This window comes from Salinisphaera sp. SPP-AMP-43, assembly GCF_049568105.1.
Lineage (GTDB): Bacteria > Pseudomonadota > Gammaproteobacteria > Nevskiales > Salinisphaeraceae > Salinisphaera.
The window spans coordinates 1336165-1353291 of record NZ_CP145335.1 but is presented as its reverse complement, the minus strand read 5'-3'; the positions used below and the strand labels follow the sequence as shown (position 1 = coordinate 1353291).

The window sequence follows — 17127 nt, the reverse complement described above, 5'->3', positions numbered from 1 at the left end:
AAAGCTCTCATCATTGCGTCCGCCCGGTCAGACGCCCCAGTTTCGTAACAATTCGATGCCCCAAATCATACAGGCTCGGTGCCGGATCGTCGGCTCGCCAGAGCGCATCGATCACATGCGCCGACGCGGGCGCCGGATGGGCCATGCCCGGTTTGGAAGCGGTCGCATTCGCTTCTGCATCACGATCGCGCCAGACGCACATCGGTTGCGCGGCCTCCGTTTTCGGCAGGCTTCGGCCTATCGCCCAACAATACCCGGCCAATGGCAAATTGACACCGTTGAGTGTCGCGACTTCTTCCTGATGATCGGTACGCCCAATAGTCGGCTCGATCATGACGTATTCTCCAGTCGCGGACCGCCATTTATATTCCATGCTCGCAAAACCGACTACGCCCTGACTGCGAAAAAACGCGGTAGTCGGCTCGGTCAGATCGTCAGCCGCTTCGGGCGCTGCGATGCAGCACGCCGTGCCGCCGGTTTCCGGCGGCCATGACCGTAGCTTTCGACCAACGAACGAGACCGGCGTTTGCCCTTGGGCGGGGACGAACTGCAGGCAAAAATAAATCGATGAATCGTCTCCATCGATCCATTCCTGCACGATCAAATCGTCGGAGGCCGTCAACATTTCGACCAGCAGCGCCTCGGCCTGGTCGTGATCCTCGGCCCGATAGGCCCGCTTGAACGTGGACAGATAGGCCGCCTGCCGGGCCGCTGGCTTGATGATCAAAGGCGCAATCAACTTTCGTATCTTGGCAAGGTCGGTCGAGCTGCGTATACGACAACTGCGGGGTATTGCCAGACCTCCGGCCTCGGCCGCCTTACGAAAACCCTCCTTATGCAACAGCCGGGTTACTATATCGGCCGACGGAAGCATTAAATGATAGTCGGACTCAAGACGCGCTCGCTGGGCCGAAATTTCGGCGACTTTTTCTTCTTCGGTCAAAATCAAGGGCCGCCGCGGCCCTGGCTTGCGCACAGCCAGTTCGGCAAGCGCATCGACCACCGCGCTCGATTCATGGTCGTCGTAGATAATCGCCTCGACGTAGCGACTTCTCGCTGCCGGCATGTTCGCAGCACCGGCGAGCAGCCAGACCGGCACCCCAGCCTGCCCCAGGCTGCGCACCACGCCCAGGGCGTTCAAGCCACCGCCGACCACCACCGCCGGCGGCAGTGGTGGCGACTGTTTTAATGCAGCTCTGAGCCGTCCGGGGAGGCGCATTCGTTAACGTGACGTCAATTCAGGCGAAGCACAAACCTCTTCGGCGACCGATACCACATGCGATGCATTGGCTGCCCAACTCAAATCTCGTGTCGTCAGCGTTTCGCGGGCAGCCGACCCAAGCCGGGCCCGATGATCGCCATCGTCGATCAAGGCACGAACGGCCTGCTGGAAACTGGCCCGGGAGCCCGGCTCGAACAGTAATGCATCGCGGGTATCAGTCAGAATCTCTTCGAGATTTGGCTGACGCGGCGCCACGATTGCCTTTGCACAGGCCATGTATTCGAACAGTTTCAACGGCGAGGCATAGGCCACCACGTTCGGTAACATCGCCACATCAAACGCGTTGACGTAACGCTGGACCTCGTCACGTCCTACAACGCCGGTAATGGTCACACGATCCGCTACTCCGGCACGCTCTGCTTGGGCCTTGAGCTCTTCAGTGACTGGCCCGTCGCCGACCAGTAAAAAGTGTAGCGTTCGACTGTCGCGATACTCCGTGAGCAATTCAACGACCGCATCCAAGCCGTGCCATTCTCGGGCGAATCCAACGAACCCGAGCACCGTCGCCCGTGGATCGATACCGAGAGCGGTTTTCGCCCCGGCCGTATCCGCATCTGCCGAAAACCTTTGATGATTGATCCCGTTCGGCGTGATCGTCAGCGCCCGGTCGGCGACCCCCGCTGAGGCGATCTGATCGGCGAGAACTTGGGTGACGCTGAACACGTGATCCGCCGACCGCCAAGCACAACGTTCGGCCCAGCGAGCCAATCCGGCAAGTTTTAATCCGCTGTAGGCCGAGCGTTCGGCATAGAGTGGTGCATTGACCTCGACGAGTAACGGCACCCGAAAACGACGACGTGCCACCGCGCCAGATAACAGATACAGGTTGTAGCGCTCGTAGATCACGTCCGGCTGGAACTCGTGGATAGCGCGCGCCAGACGTGCGTAGTCGACCACGTTATAGCCAAACTCGAGCAATTCGTAGACCGAGGCCGGAATGCGTGCCTTCAAGCGTGATACGAGCCCCGATTCGCCGCCGAACTCTTGGTCATCGAACCCATCCGGGCCGACCAGGCGCACTTCGTGGCCGGCCGCCCGCAATGCAGCAACCATTTCCTCAATATGGACATACTGTCCGTCTTTCGAGCCGATACGGTGGTGATACAGTATTTTCATGTGGCCTCGGCGACCGTGGCAGCCGTCGTGGATTCGATAGAGGGCTCGATACCGGTCAAGCGCGAAAAAATCTCAAGCTGGCCCTGGGTGGTCGGCTCCCAGCCGAATTGCTCGGCATAGCGACGCCGTGCCTGGCGGGCTACAGCAGCCAACCCGTCCTCAGCCTTGATCCGTTGCCAACAGGCGACCATGGATGCGCTATCACGCTGGTCCATCAGCAGCCCAGCCGGCAGGTCCCCGAGAATTTCAGGAATACCGCCGACCGGCGTTGCCACGACCGCACAGCCGCAGGCCATAGCTTCTAGAACAACGTTGGGCATGCCTTCCGAACCGGCCGCATGCATCAGCACATCGGCGGCCGAAAAATAAGCCGGTAGCTCGTCGTGGGCGATCGCCCCTTCGAAGCGTACTCGATCGGCCACGCCAAGGCGCTGTGCCTGCTGACGCAGTGCAGACTCCTCTGGCCCGTCGCCGACAACGACGAGCGTGGCCTCCGGCTCCGAGGCTAAAGCCTCGATCGCAAAGCGCATGCCCTTGCGTTCGATGAGATGACCCACACACAGCCACACGATGCCCTGCAGACCCAATTCACCGCGCACTGCCTCACGATCGCGCGGCGCAAACCGGGCCAGATCGACGCCGTTGCGCAGCGTATGAATGCGCTCACTCGGCAAGCCAAGCTCGTCCATACCGTCAGCTAGCGCCTGCGACACGCCGATCAAACCGCCGGCTTGCCGACCCGCGCGCTGAATCTGGGCTCGCGGCTTCGGCAGCTGTGCAATTTGATTGATATCTGCACCACGGGCCGTGATCGTCAACGGTCGGTCGAAATCCGCGGCAAGCTTGGCCGCGGCTACACCGTCCGGATAGAAGTAATGGGCATCGATCAGGTTGAAGTCAAACCCCTCGCTCTGCAGACGCTTGAGCGCGGGCGCAACCGATCGAGCCATGGTCGTCGGCACCCAAGTCATGCCGATTTTCGGCACGACGATATAGCGCGGATGCTCGATCACGATACCGTGACGCACTTCCCGCTGCGGCACCGCCGCCATCTGCGCATAGCGACCGAAACGTGGGTTGCGTGAAAAAAACCAGGGTACGGGCGCAATTACGCGGGCTTCGACTGCCCCAGTCGCCACTAGGCAACGCAGACGTTCCTCTACAAAGATCCCATGCCGCGGCTGGCAGCTATTCGGGTACAGGCTGGTCACGACGGCGACCTGAATCTTGTCAGTCATACGCGCCCCGACGCTTGGTTTGTAAACGGACCATCGAGCTAGGCATGGGTCGCCGCCGGCGTGGGGGCGGCTGGCGCAGCCCCGGTCTCGCGTTCTAGAAACCGCGACAACATCAACAACGACCATATGGCCGTGCCATAGTCGCGCCGACCCGATTCGTGATCCGACCAGATGCGCTGCAACGCCGCGGGTTCGAAAATACCGCAGTCGACCAGTGGCCCAGTCGTCAGCGCCTGCTGGCCGGCCTTGCGTAGCGGACCACGGAACCACTCGGCCAGTGGCACCGAAAAACCTTTTTTCTGACGATACAAGACATCGTTCGGCAACTTGCTCTCGAAACTTTTCTTAAGCAGATACTTGCCCTGGCCGCGATTCAGTTTGTAATCGGAAGGCAAGCCGGCGGCCCAGCCTACGAACTCATGATCGAGCAGCGGCACCCGAACCTCGAGGCTATGGGCCATACTCGCCCGGTCGACCTTGGTCAGGATGTCTCCAGGCAGCCAGGTCTTGTAATCGAGATACTGGGCGACCGATACCGGGTCTTCGCTGTTGGCGTTCGCGGCCAGCGAATTGAATAGGTCACGGGTACGATAGCCGTCGAGCTGACGTTTGAAGCCTTTGCTGTACAGCGTATCGCGCAGGTCCTCGGGCACGGCCGACACGCTGTGGCAATAGGCCTCGGCCGTGTTCATGGCCAGCGCTTGGAAGGTCGTCTTGGCGCGCAGAAAACGTGGCGCCCGATCCAGTTTGGGATACCAGCGTCCGAGCGTACCAAACAACGGTTTGCGCACGGCTTCGGGAATACGGGCGCGCGCTCGCGATTCATTGGCATGCAGCCGGTAGCGGCGGTAGCCGGCGAAATCCTCGTCGCCCCCGTCGCCCGACAAGGCGACCGTGACCTGCTGACGGGCCAGCTCACAAACCCGATACGTCGGCAACGCTGAGCTGTCGGCGAACGGCTCGTCGTAGACCTCGACCAGCTTGTCGATCAGCTCAAAATCGTCGCCGGAAATCTGGTGTTCCCGGTGCTCAGTACCGAACTGCTCGGCAATACGACGCGCATAGTCGGATTCATCGAAGCCTTTTTCGGAAAACCCGATCGCACAGGTCTTGACCGGGTCCTCGGAGGCACCGGCCATGAGCGAAACGATCGCACTGGAATCCACCCCGCCTGACAAGAACGCCCCCAGCGGCACGTCGGCGACCAACCGCATGCGTACGGCGTCGGTCAGGCGCGACTGGAGCTCCTGGCAAGCCTGATCTTCGGTCGGCGCTGGCTGGGTACTGAAATCGACGTCCCAATACGCCTCGCTGCGCGGTGTGTTCTCACCCGCGCCCCAGGACAGACGATGCCCCGCAGAGAGCTTGTATGCACCGGCAAAGATCGATAACGGCTCGGGCACGTAGCCGAGTGCCATATAGCCCTCGACCGCCCGTGGCTCGAGCTCGCGGGACAGTTCAGGGTGGGCCATCAAAGTCTTGAGCTCAGAGCCGAATACCAGATCGCCGGCCGCGGTCAGCGCATAGTAAAGCGGCTTGATGCCCAGTCGGTCGCGGGCCAGGAACAGGCGCCGGGTTTCGGCATCCCAGACCGCGAAGGCAAACATGCCTCGCAGCCGATGCACACAGTCGTCCCCCCAGTGCTGCCAGGCGCGCAACAACGTCTCGGTGTCGCAGTGGCCCTCGAAAGCGTAGCCGGCTTTTTCCAGCTCGCGATTGATCTCGAGATAGTTATAGATCTCACCGTTGTAGATCAGCGTAAAACGCCCATCCTCGGTCGCCATCGGCTGCTCGCCGCTGGTCGGATCGAGAATCGTCAGACGGCGATGCGCCAGACCTGCACCGGGCAGCAGCCGCTGATCGTGCTGATCCGGGCCGCGATGCGCCTGGGCAGTATTCATGGCTTCGAGCTGCGAGGCGTCGGGTATTCGACCGTCGGCAGTCACGATTCCAGTCAGGCCACACATGCTTTGTCCTCTTGATCAGCGCGCAAGCAGCGCATCGTAAAGATTGCGATAGCCGTCGACCATCGCGTTCACGCTGAAACGCTCGACGGCTCGGTCACGCCCTGCGGCGCCCATACGGGCGGCTGCGTCGGGGTCATCGAGCAGCCGCATCAGGGCATCAGCCAGCGCCTGTGCATCCCGCGGCGGCACGAGTACGCCGGTCGTTTCTGGCTCGACCAACTCCGGATTGCCACCCACCTCGGTTGCCACCACCGGCCGTGCGCTGGCCATGGCTTCGAGCACGGTCAAGGCGATGCCTTCGGCAATCGACGAACAAACATACATATCGAAGGCCCGCAGCAGTTTATCGGCATCGTCGCGTTGGCCAGCCAATGTCACATGCTTGGCCAGGCCGAGTTCGTCGATACGCTTTGCCAAGCGATCCCGTTCCGGTCCGTCGCCGACGATGACCAGATGCACCGGCGCGCTGTTCTGGCCCGCGACGACCAGGGCCATCGCCTCGAGCAGCCCATCGAATCCCTTGACCGGATCCAGACGCCCGACTGTTCCAATGATGCGGCTTGCCACAGGGATATGCGACAGCCCCGCCACTGGCTCTTTGGCGCCGGGAGCGAATCGATCCACATCGATCCCGTTGCGGATCAGATGCACCCGCGCTGAAGGGATGCGAATATCATCGATCAACCAACGTTCCAGGTCGGCCGAGACCGGCACGAACCGGCTGATCGCCGGCGCCAGCAATCGCCGAAGCCAACGATATTTGCGGTTCGAGCCGTTGGGGTCGGCCGCATCACGGCCGTGCTCGGCATGTATCACTCGTCGACAGCCCGCCAGCCGCGCCACTGCGCCGGCATCGATCGCGCCGATGTTGTAGGTATGCACGATCGCAGGCGCCAGACTGCGCAGCCGTTGCCGCAGGCGCAGATAGGCTGCCGGATCCTTACCCGGCTGCTTATGGATGGTTTCGACCGATATGCCAAGCGCCTCGGCCCGAGGCGCCAGTTCGCCCCGATCACGCAAACCGATAATGACGTGCTCGTAAGCATCTCTCGTGGCCTCAATAACGGTCAGCACGATCGATTCCATGCCGCCTAGATTCAGGCGATCTATAACGTGCACGATGCGCGGCCGGGCGCTTGGCTCAAACCCGCGGTTCATGAACCGTCCATGATCGAAGAGGCGGCCGCCCGGGCGACGGGCAGCAATGCTTTGGGCTCGGTTTGACCGGCTTCAGAGATCACCAGCAGCCCCGTCGGCGCCGGCATGCCCAACAGCCGATCGAGCGCCTGTTCTAGCTTGAAAGTCGTGCTTGAGCCCGTCCAGCGATCGCCGATTCGATAGCTATACAGAATGATGCGTCGACCATCCCCTTGGGCCTGCTTGAGCCGAAGGACGACGAACGACGACCCGTTGTCCTGCGCCAGGATCGTGCTCGGCGAAGCCGTATGGGTCCATGCCGATGGATCGTAGAGTTTCTGTCGGATATTGAGCATATCCGGGCCATCGCTGCCGGCATCCGCGCCCAGATAGTCGACCTGGATCGGACGTGCGATATCGCCATAGCGGCGCGACAAATGGACATCTAGGTCGCGCCCGGGCGGCGTCGCCTGGCCGTTCGCATCCTCGTCCAAGGCAGTCACAGCCGCCAGCTGCGGCGGCAGCGCCGTAAGCCCGGGCGCTGCATTATGCGATGCCATCAGACCGGTCGCGGCATACCAAGTCGCCGGCAGAATGATCAGTACCATGGTCGCCGGCACCATCCAGCGCATGCGTGCAGCGGCATTTTCCGGCAGACCCGAGTCGGCAACCGGCCCTTCGGGTGCCGGCTGGTGCCAAGGCCAGCCACAAAGGAATAAAACGATCAGTACCGTGCCAAAAAACTGCCAGCCGAAGATCAGATGATCGGTACCACTGGCGTAATGCATACCGAAATATTCGCCGATCAGGATCGTGAAATAGACCCGCAGCGCATTGGCAATGATCGGCACGAACAGTGCAACGACCACGAATATCAAGCGCCGCCGCAGACTGGTAAAAAACAGATGGGCGTACAGCACTCCAAATGCCGTAGTCGCGACGAAGAACTTGATGCCACTGCAGGCTTCGGCCACGTGCCAGGCCGAAGCCGGCGTATCGATGAAATGCCCGTCCATGATCACGGGCACACCGGTCAACTTGAGCGCGATGACCGATAAATGCGCGGTGACCGTCTGTAGCGGCCCGACCATGAAATTGCCAAAGGGGATCGCGAACAGCAGATACCCCAGCGCGAACGCCAGTACGCCAGCGACCCGCGGGCCATAGAAGGTGTACACCATCGCCGGCCAGATCACGACAACGGCGACGTGCTGCGCGAGATTGACGTTCGCTACGGCACCGAGCAACCAGAGCCCGCCCAACGCTGCAATCAACCACAGGCCGCTAGGCCGGGCTCTGGCAGCCACCCGCGACAACCATTGCCGACGCGACCAGACCAGTACAGCCGAAATGGGAAAGATCAGGAATGCATACTGGAACGTTCCGGTATCCGCCCAGGTGGCCGCAAGCGATAGATAGGTGCTCGAATACAGCAGAACGAACACGACCATGCAGGCCACGAACCCGAGGTGCACGGCCGACTGATAATGACCGGTCACATCCTCGGTCTTTGCATGACCACGGGTCGTCGAATCGTTGAACGAACTCATGTCACCATCTCCGCAGACGCGTCAGCCGGCCGACCAGACTCGATCAGCCGTTCAAGCTCGGCGAATCGAGCATCCCAGCCGTAATGTCGCAGTACATAGTCACGCCCACCCGGGTATTGGGTATCGACCGTATCGGCCCCGAGATAGGCCATCACGGTGTCGGCATACTCTGCGGGCTTGTCGACCACTCGGTAAAAATCGCCGGTGACCGCTTCCAGGCCGGCTTCGGCATGCGGGGTCATGACGACTGGTTTCGCCATCGCCAGTGCTTCTAGCACCTTGTTCTGTAAACCACGCGCAATACGCATCGGCGCCACCACGACTCGAGCCTGCGCAAGATAGGGGCGCACATCGGGGACAGCGCCGGTTACGCGTACGCCGTCGACCGATGCCAATTCTTGGACGCGTCGTGTAGGCCGGGTTCCAACGATGACGAAACAAGCCTGCGGATAAGTCCGGCGAATCCGCTCGAAGACCTGTTCCACGAACCAACAGACAGCATCCACGTTCGCCCCGTAATCCATGGCGCCGGTAAACACGATCGTCTGTTCGCCCAAACCGAGATTTTCGTATGCGTTGCTCGGGTCGAAATACTCGGCATCGACGCCGTTACCAATGGCATGCACCTGATCGGCAAGCTGCGGGGCGGATCGACGAAAGAAATCGGCCTCGGCATCCGAGACAAAAATACTCGCATCGAACGCTGCCGCGAGCTGTCGCTCACCGGCCGCCAGGGTCTTGGCCTCTCGGGCATAGATCCAGCGCATAGGCAGACGGCTGCGCCGGGCGTATTGCGCCCATTTATCCGAATCCACGTCGACGAAATCCAGTACGCGCCGCGTGTCGCGATACTGGGCCACATAAGGCGCCATGGTCGAAGAAAACACCACGATTGCCGCGATGTCGCGCTCGGCCATGATTCGGTCGACCCACGCCTGCATGGCGCGATCGCGGTAATAGGCAAAACTGAGTGCCTGCCGGCCTGCCAGTGCCGTGAGGCTGCGCAATTTTGCCTGTCGCGGCCGAAGCTCACGAAGACAGATCTGCCCGCACCATGGCTTCAACGTGCCGCGATGCGCCCAGTCTTCCGGATCATCGACAAAAGCCCCGAGGTGCACCGTATGGCGGCGCCCCAAAGCCCGTAGCCAGTTGTACGAGCGAATCTTATCGCCCTTGTTCGGGGGATAGGGAATTCGGTGACATAGATAAAGGATCTCGGCCATAGTGCGCGGCCTTTATTAGCCCAGGTCCCGCGACAGCCACGGCCCAACGATCCGCGTTACCGACAAGGGAAGCTTTTGCCAGGCCTGGATGAACACCGAGTATTTCGGGTTATTCGGGCTAATATCCGGCATCTCGTCGATACCCGAAAGATAATATTCATAAGGCAGTGGCTGCGGCTCGAATCCCCAGTGCCGTTTGAAATTATAGGGTCCGGTATTGACCTTGCTACGACCGAAGTCAAAGATGCGTATGCCATGCGCCACTGCATGCTGCATCAGTGCCCAGTAGAGATAGTCGTTGGCTTTGAGTGATCGCGCCTCCGGGCCAGCCCCCGAGTAGAACGGCAGCACCTCGTCCCGAAAATAAAAATTGAGCACTGCAGCTACCGGTTTGCCTTCGTGCGTAACGGTCAGAACATCGCAGTCTTTACCGAACACCCGCATCAGTTCCCGCAGGTACTTCTGCGAAAACACTGGCGTGCCCAGGCTCCGCATATTGTAGGCAAACAGCGGATAGAGCCGATCGACATCCTCATCGATCGCCCATTCCAGGCCGTTTTTGATCCCTTTGCGTACAACCGCACGCTGCTTGCGGGGAATCAGCTTGAGATTGTCGTCGTCGTTGTCGGCCAGTTCACGCCGGAATGTGTAGTACAGATCCTTACGCGGCCAGTCGTCGTGCCGCGGTGCGCGTTCACGCGATTCGAAATAATCCACGCCGAGCGCATTGGCGCGTTCACAGGCCTCGGCATATAACGCGGCTTCGGCTTCCTCGTTCTCGGCCACGGCGCCGCCATAGACGCAAAAAGGCGTGGAAATGAGGGCGTTAGCAAACAACCGACTTTTGATATGCACGATCGGCAGGATGCCCTCGATCTGCCCTGCCCGCTCGGCATACAGAAAATAGCAGCGATGACCGAACGCGTTCTCGATCACCTCTTTCCAACCAGCGCGGTGAAAGAAGGTGGCCTCGGGCTGGGCCGCCACGAACGCTTCCCAGGCCGTGGTATCGGAGCCGAGGGTACGGATATCGAGAGAATCAGAACTCATGCACTGTCTTGCCATCGGTGGTCAATGATGTCCAAAGCCGGCGCCTGCTGGTCGTCGACCGAGAACACGCGATCCATACGGTCCCAGGAGAAATCCGACAACAGACGATGCAGGCGCGGCTCGACGCGAGCTATGTTGAGGTAGTGACGAAAACGCCGGCGCGCATCCAGCCCCGGCACCCGAGGCTGGTCGGGGTCGACCTCCCAGGGATGAAAATAGAACAACGCGGGCTGACTATCCCGGGCATTGACGCGCTTCAACGCTGCCTTCGTTGCCGCATAAGGATAAAGCCGAAAAAAACCGCCACCGGCACAGGGTAGGCGTCGCCCCCCGAGCTCGACCGTCGTAACGGGGATTTCGAGCAAGCCCTCCGGACGATGATGAAACGCGAAACGCGGCGCTTCAGGCATGCCGTAAGCATCGTGGGTGCCCGGGTAGATACTCGAGCTGTAGCGATACCCTGCTTCTGCCAACTCATCGAGCGCCCACAGATTAGAGGCACCAATCGAGAAACTGGCTGCTCGATAGCCTTTCACCTCTTGGCCGCTGATCTGTTCCAGAACGTTTTTGGCCTGTCTTATATCCGCACCGAATGTGTTTCGGTCCTGATTGATGGCTCGCACATGATTCTGGCCGTGGCTTGCGATTTCATGTCCGGCATCGGCGATACGCTGGATCAACCGCGGATGACGCTCTGCAATCCAACCCAGCGTGAAAAAAGTCGCTCGAATATCGGCCAGTTCGAACATCGCCAGAATCCGATCGGTGCTGGCCTCGACCCGAGACGGCATACGTGCCCATTGCTCGAACGAGACATGCTGCTCGAAAGCCGAGACCTGAAAATACTCTTCGACGTCGACGCTCATCGCGTTCGCAGTCACCCGAGCCGGCGGCGGTACTGCCTGCGGCTGCCAATCCTTCGAATTCATGATTTATTACTCCCGGGTGAACAGGCGCCGAAATACTTCAGAGGCACTGCTCTGCGCTGCAGCGGTTTGGGACCCACCATTGAGCGGTCGTCGCTGCATGATTCGTTCATCCACACTGGGCGAAGGGTCGGCCCGCTGCAGATCGCCGAGCACCGACTCCAGTCGCTCGACCCTGAGAACCGCCTCGACCAATTCGCGATGCGCGATACTGGTTTCATGGTGCCGCATCATTTCAGCAACGCGTTCTTCGCCAAACGCAGTACGCAGCGCACGCTCAACGGCAGCCACACGCTCGAGCAGTGGATCGATCGAAGCATTGCTCTCTGACGCTTGGTGCGTGATCGAGTGTTCGGACGGTTCTAGCTCGCTATCGGCCGAACCATCGTAAATCAGGCCATCAACGGCAAATTCGGCTTCGAATTCTTCGATTGCGGTGTTTAGATCGTCGACCGTTAACTCATGCCGCTCTTCTAGATAGCCGAGCAGCAACAGGCGATCCATGATCTGGTTGATGCGCCGCGGCACACCACCCGACCATTCATAAACCCGCTCGTAGACCCCCCGACCAAAAGACAGACGGTCGGCGCGCCAGCCTACGGTATTCAAACGGTGTTCGATGTAGCCCGCGACTTCATCTGAAGCCAGCGGCTCCAAGTGATACGAGGCGACGATGCGCTGGCGCAAATGCGACATCGAGGACTGTTTGAGCAGATCTCGAAGCTCACTCTGGCCGACCAATACGACCTGAATCAGTGCCTCGCCTCGAGCCTGAAGATTGGAGACGATACGTAGTTCTTCGAGCGCAGACACACTACAAGCTTGGGCTTCATCGACAATCAGCAGCGCACGCCGATTGCGAGCCGCCGAAAGTTTGGCCACCAAGGCGTCGAGCAACTCGTATTTGGCCATGCCGCGCGTACTCACGCCGAACGCCGATGCGACGATAGCGACGACGTTGCTGGCATCGACATTGGCCATGGCAACCCGGGCGACCGAGAGATGGCGTGTCTTGATTTGCTCGAGCAACACCTGCAGCAGCAATGTCTTGCCGGTACCGACCGCGCCGGTGACGACGACAAAGCCCTCACCGCGCTCAAGTCCGTAGATTAGATATGACAGCCCACGGCTATGACTCACCGTCTCATACAGACGCCGCGGGTCAGGCATCAGCTGGAATGGCCGCGCCTGAAGCTTGTAGAACCCCTCGTACATATCGCTAGAACGCCTTGCGGAATTGCAGCGTTATGCGGTTTTCTGTGTAATCGAAGCCTTCGTCGTCGTTGCGCCAGTCGTGTTGATAGCCAACCGCAGCTTGGGCAGTCGGCGAAATCGCACGAACCACGCTGACGCCGGCTTCATAGTTATCCGACTCCGTATCACGACGCGTCGCCGTTCCGTCGACTCCAGTGGTGAACAAAGTACTGTCGTCCTGGTGTTCCCATCGTGCCGAGGGCACGATGCTGGTACGCCGGGCGACCGCATAGCGTGTGTCGATCTGGATACCTCGATATGTCGCGCCCGGCCGATCGCCCGACTGATAATCGCGTTTTTCCGAATAGCTGGTGATATTGGTCCGGGTCAGCGCCGTGTCGAAATTCATTCGCGCCTGCCAACGCTTGCGGACATAGATATCTCGATCGAACAACGACGATGTGCCGTTGTTGGCGCCGCCATAACCGCCATACCCTCCATAGCCGCCAAACTGGCTATCGATCGAGCCTACCGACCCGAAGGTATAACCGCCTGCAGACCCATTGAGCGAATCGAGACCGCCAGTCGACGGCTCTTCTTCATAAGACAAAGAAAAATCGACGAGACGCGAACGGTGCTGGATATAGAGCGAATAGCTCGAACCATAAAAACGATGACCGTAATCGGCCTGCAAAGTATTCTGACCACTATTCCAGCGCACCCCTACCTGCCAACGCGGGCTGGACCAACGGTCGTTTTGGCCATTGTCTTTATAATCGTCCTCGATGCCGCCAAGCGCCGTCAGCTGCAATGTTCGAGACAAATGATAGCCAAGCTGAAGCGTTGCACTATCGAAATGCCGGGTTTCGTTCGCATTGCCGTAATCAGCCGGCACCACGTCGTAACCGAAGATTTCACGATATTGATCGTAAAATTGGTTTTCGTTACCGCCGGAGCTATCCACGGTTTGCGAAATCGCCTGCGCCTGCCAACTTAACGGCTCGACGACATCCGGGCTCGTAATCGTTGCAACTACGCCATGCACCGTGGTATCGGGCACGTCGCTATCGCCGTATACCGAGCGACCGTACCGGTAACGCAGCATCCCCTGACCGAGCAATCCAAGAGACTGCAAGGCATAAGGGCTAATATTGGTCCGCCAAGCTGCGGTTTTATTATCGTTCGGCCGTATGATGTTGGAACGCGAATAACCCACCGACGGATCGATCACACTCTGCCCGTAGCGTGTATTCGCATCCAGATACAAATGATCCTGGATCAGGTTGAGGCGCGTGCGGCCTTCGACGTCGTTGTAGATATCGTCGTAGCTGCTGTTATTGGCATAAACCACGCCCTGCAGCGTGTAACGCAACTCACCACGAATCCTGCCTGTGCTCGAACAGGCATCGATTCGAGGCGCCACGACCGTTACAAAATCCGATTCCGCTTCGTTATCGGGATCAAGATTGATGTTGTCGCTGAACGTCTCTGATCCGCCGACGGAGGCCTGGATATAACGCCCTCCTTTACGGCGAGGTCCGTCAGCCTGTTCGAGCACGCTCGCGTTCGAGCTGATCGCGTTGTTACTGAAGTCGAGCGCGGGCGCACAACCGCCGGGCGAAAATCCCGAGGCAAAACCAAGCGGGTTGTTCGTACCGGCGCCGCTGGGTTGGAACGGCTGAAAACCGCTATCGTTGGTAACGACCGGACGATCATCGTCGTAAAAACCACTATCGGTGCCCGCCGAAGAGCCGCCGCCTGCGCTGGCATCGCCGCCGCTCCCCGATCCCGAAGCTGAGCTTCCGCCGCCACCGTCGGACTCCGCTGCGAACGCATTCACCCCCCAAACCAGTGCGAGCGGCACGACGACTAGACAAACCCGAGACGGGACTAGTCTGCGCAAGCCGCCGATAGGCGGTTTCGGATTAAGCATGGGGGGACGAAGCATATCGATGAACTCCCTATTCCGGGCGCTCCGACTCAACCGGATACATACCGTAGTAACCAGCATGCCGGTCGCCGAACAGCTGCCGACCTTGACTGAGAATAAGACTGATCTCTGCGTCTGCAGGCTCGATCAGCGATAGCGCTGCTTCCAGTGCACGTTTTTCTGTATGTTCAGCACGTACGACAACCAGAATCTGCCCCACGTTAACAGCCAGCGCCTGTGATTCGGCCGTCGCCAAAAGAGGCGCCGAGTCGAATATCAAGATTCGCTCTGGATCGGCGGACAACTCGTCGAGGATAGCCTTCATCCGGCGACTCGACAGGCTTTCGACCGCACGGCGGCTGCGCCGTCCCGCAGGCAAGATCGATAGCCTCGGCTCGTCGGTCGCGACCACACAGTCTTCGGCCGCTGTATCCGGATGATTGAGCAAATGCATCACGCCGGGTTCACGTTCCAGACCAAGGCTCCGACTGATCCCCGGCTTAGCCACGTCGCCGTCGACCAACAACACCGAGTGGTCCAGCTCTTTGGCCAAGCTCAAAGCCAGGTTGAACGACGTGAAACTCTTGCCTTCCCCTGGATTAGCGCTGGTGATCATCAGTCGATTGGTCGACGGTGACCCTGGGGCAACCTCGGTTTTCATGGCGGTCAGGATCGGACGTTTAATCCGCTGCAACTCGCGGTTGATCCATTGACCCATGGACTCCGGTGGAATCAGACCGGCCCGCCGCAGGCGCACATTGTCTAACTTGAGTGGTTCCCGCTCGCCCGGCTGGCGCATACGAAAATCCGCCTCGGGCTGCTGTTCGCTTTCCTGCTCGCTCGGGAACGCCGACACATTGCGGCCGTCTTGTTGACGTTTGAGCCGCTCGGCAGCTTTCTCGACAATACTCATAGAACCTGACCCGAGACAAGATTCGGCACCCAATGAACTCCTATAGGCGCTAACACGACTGCGGCTGCAAACCCGATCAGCAGGGAAACACAGCACACGCCAAATACCACGATCGACGTGCGCCGTTGAGCTCTCTGCCCAGGACTAAGCGCCAAACTGACCGAGCCGATCACCGGGTAACCGGTCGCATCCGTCAGGTCCCGCCGGCTGGAAAACACCGGTCGAATCTGTGCCAGGAACAAAGCGAACGCTACACCGGCGGCGATGGCACCGAACAACGCCATCGTTATTAAGATCACACGCTGCGGCCCGGTGGGCTCGGCCGGCACCTCGGGCGGATCGACAACGCGAAACTCAAGTGCTTCGCTGTTTTGTTGGACATCCGTCGACAGACGCGCGCTATACAGTCGCGACAGCAATTTCTGATACTGATCGCGCGTAACTTCGTAATTGCGACTGAGTTCAGCCAGCTTGGCCTGAGCGTCGTTCATATCGTCTGCACCGGCACGCAACTGCTCAAGCTGCTGTCGCCTACGATCCAAAGACGATTCCAGAGTACTGATTTGTACCTTGGCATCGTTGAGCTGGTCGGTTAGACGACCACCGCCACCGCTGCCAGCCGAGGCCGGAGCCTGGATCTCGCTTGGATGCGCTCGCAGCTGCGACAAGGTGTCCTTACGACGCTGCTTTAGATCCGAAATATGGCGCTTGGCCGTCAACACGTCTGGATGCTTAGGCGTGTATTTGGTCAACAACTGCGACAGCTGCTGCTGCTCATTTTCGAGCTGCGCATCGATGCGCTGGATCTGACGGCTCTGCGACGGCGGCACGCTGGCACTACCACCACCAGAACTCATCTGCTGCTGGATATTGGCCTTGCGATCGCGGGCGTTAGCCAACTGATCCTGGAGCGAGTCGATATTCGAGTTCAGCTGCTGGACCTGACTGACGTAGTCGTTGGTTCCGGGCATCAACTCGGCATGATTCTTTTTGAACGTCGACAGCTTTTGCTCGGTTTTATTAAGCTCTTTCTTATACTTATCGACTTCCTGGCTCAAGAACGACACGGCGTCCTCAGTATTGCCTCGGCTGCTCTTCGACAGGTTCATGGTAGTCATGATACTCATGACCTGCTGAATTACGGACTGTGCCAACTGCGGCTGCGAACTGACATAACTGATCGTATAAAGATCAGTACCGGCGCCCGCGCTTTTCAAAGTTAGCCGTTTTTGCAATCCATCGACGAGCGCCTGCTCCTGCTCTGGCGTGCTCGCCTTAAGGTCAAGCCCTGTAGAGCGGGCAATATCTCGTAAATTCGGGCGGCTAAGCACCGTCCGAATCAACAGATTGACCTGTTCATCGGTATTCGGCGTGACCGCCATCCCACGAAGCAGCGGCGTAATCGCCGACTTGGTATCGATATGCACACGTGCAGAAGCACGATACTGATCGGGAAGGCTGTATACATACAACCAACCGACCAACGCGATTGCCCAGGCCACAGCCAACGCAATCCAGCGAAAACGCCAGATATTGCGCAGTTGGCTAAAAACGAGTGAAAGGATTTCCTGCATGCCCTCGCTCAACTTTGCGCACGAAAC

13 protein-coding genes are annotated in these 17127 nt (G+C 59.5%); all 13 read right to left on the bottom strand.

Features of this window, described 5'->3' with window-relative positions:
- Positions 1-10: 10 nt before the first annotated feature.
- Genes V5738_RS05785 through V5738_RS05725 form a run of 13 tightly spaced genes read right to left on the bottom strand, consistent with a single transcriptional unit; the run spans position 11 to position 17100 of the window.
- Entirely contained in the window at positions 11-1219 is a 1209-nt protein-coding gene (locus V5738_RS05785) for an FAD-dependent oxidoreductase (RefSeq protein WP_423823464.1), read from the bottom strand.
- Positions 1220-1222: 3 nt separating this feature from the next.
- Positions 1223-2398: a glycosyltransferase family 4 protein gene (locus V5738_RS05780; RefSeq protein WP_423823463.1), complete on the bottom strand. Its 1176-nt coding sequence runs from the start codon at positions 2396-2398 to the stop codon at positions 1223-1225.
- The gene (locus tag V5738_RS05775; RefSeq protein ID WP_423823462.1) at positions 2395-3636 is read right to left on the bottom strand and encodes a glycosyltransferase family 4 protein; all 1242 of its coding nucleotides are present in this window, start codon (positions 3634-3636) and stop codon (positions 2395-2397) included. The genes V5738_RS05780 and V5738_RS05775 overlap by 4 nt, the downstream gene beginning before the upstream one ends.
- A gap of 38 nt (positions 3637-3674) precedes the next feature.
- Complete coding sequence (locus V5738_RS05770) at positions 3675-5603, bottom strand: XrtA/PEP-CTERM system amidotransferase (protein ID WP_423823461.1); 1929 nt, start codon at positions 5601-5603, stop codon at positions 3675-3677.
- 15 nt (positions 5604-5618) lie between these two features.
- Complete coding sequence (locus tag V5738_RS05765; protein WP_423823460.1) at positions 5619-6761, bottom strand: glycosyltransferase; 1143 nt, start codon at positions 6759-6761, stop codon at positions 5619-5621.
- Complete coding sequence (xrtA, locus tag V5738_RS05760; RefSeq protein ID WP_423823459.1) at positions 6758-8290, bottom strand: exosortase A; 1533 nt, start codon at positions 8288-8290, stop codon at positions 6758-6760. The genes V5738_RS05765 and xrtA overlap by 4 nt, the downstream gene beginning before the upstream one ends.
- Entirely contained in the window at positions 8287-9513 is a 1227-nt protein-coding gene (locus tag V5738_RS05755) for a TIGR03087 family PEP-CTERM/XrtA system glycosyltransferase (RefSeq protein WP_423823458.1), read from the bottom strand. Before V5738_RS05755 ends, xrtA begins: the two co-directional genes overlap by 4 nt.
- A 15-nt stretch (positions 9514-9528) precedes the next feature.
- A complete protein-coding gene (locus tag V5738_RS05750; protein WP_423823457.1) occupies positions 9529-10563 on the bottom strand; it encodes a FemAB family XrtA/PEP-CTERM system-associated protein in 1035 nt (344 codons plus the stop codon).
- Positions 10560-11492: an XrtA system polysaccharide deacetylase gene (locus V5738_RS05745; RefSeq protein ID WP_423823456.1), complete on the bottom strand. Its 933-nt coding sequence runs from the start codon at positions 11490-11492 to the stop codon at positions 10560-10562. Before V5738_RS05745 ends, V5738_RS05750 begins: the two co-directional genes overlap by 4 nt.
- Positions 11493-11498: 6 nt before the next feature.
- Positions 11499-12704 carry an ExeA family protein gene (locus tag V5738_RS05740; protein ID WP_423823455.1) on the bottom strand — a complete coding sequence of 402 codons (1206 nt, stop codon included), beginning with the start codon at positions 12702-12704 and terminating at the stop codon, positions 11499-11501.
- Positions 12705-12708: 4 nt separating this feature from the next.
- The gene (locus V5738_RS05735) at positions 12709-14694 is read right to left on the bottom strand and encodes a TIGR03016 family PEP-CTERM system-associated outer membrane protein (protein WP_423823454.1); all 1986 of its coding nucleotides are present in this window, start codon (positions 14692-14694) and stop codon (positions 12709-12711) included.
- A complete protein-coding gene (locus tag V5738_RS05730; RefSeq protein WP_423823453.1) occupies positions 14645-15526 on the bottom strand; it encodes an AAA family ATPase in 882 nt (293 codons plus the stop codon). Before V5738_RS05730 ends, V5738_RS05735 begins: the two co-directional genes overlap by 50 nt.
- Entirely contained in the window at positions 15523-17100 is a 1578-nt protein-coding gene (locus tag V5738_RS05725; protein ID WP_423823452.1) for an XrtA system polysaccharide chain length determinant, read from the bottom strand. The genes V5738_RS05730 and V5738_RS05725 overlap by 4 nt, the downstream gene beginning before the upstream one ends.
- Between the last annotated feature and the right edge of the window lie 27 nt (positions 17101-17127).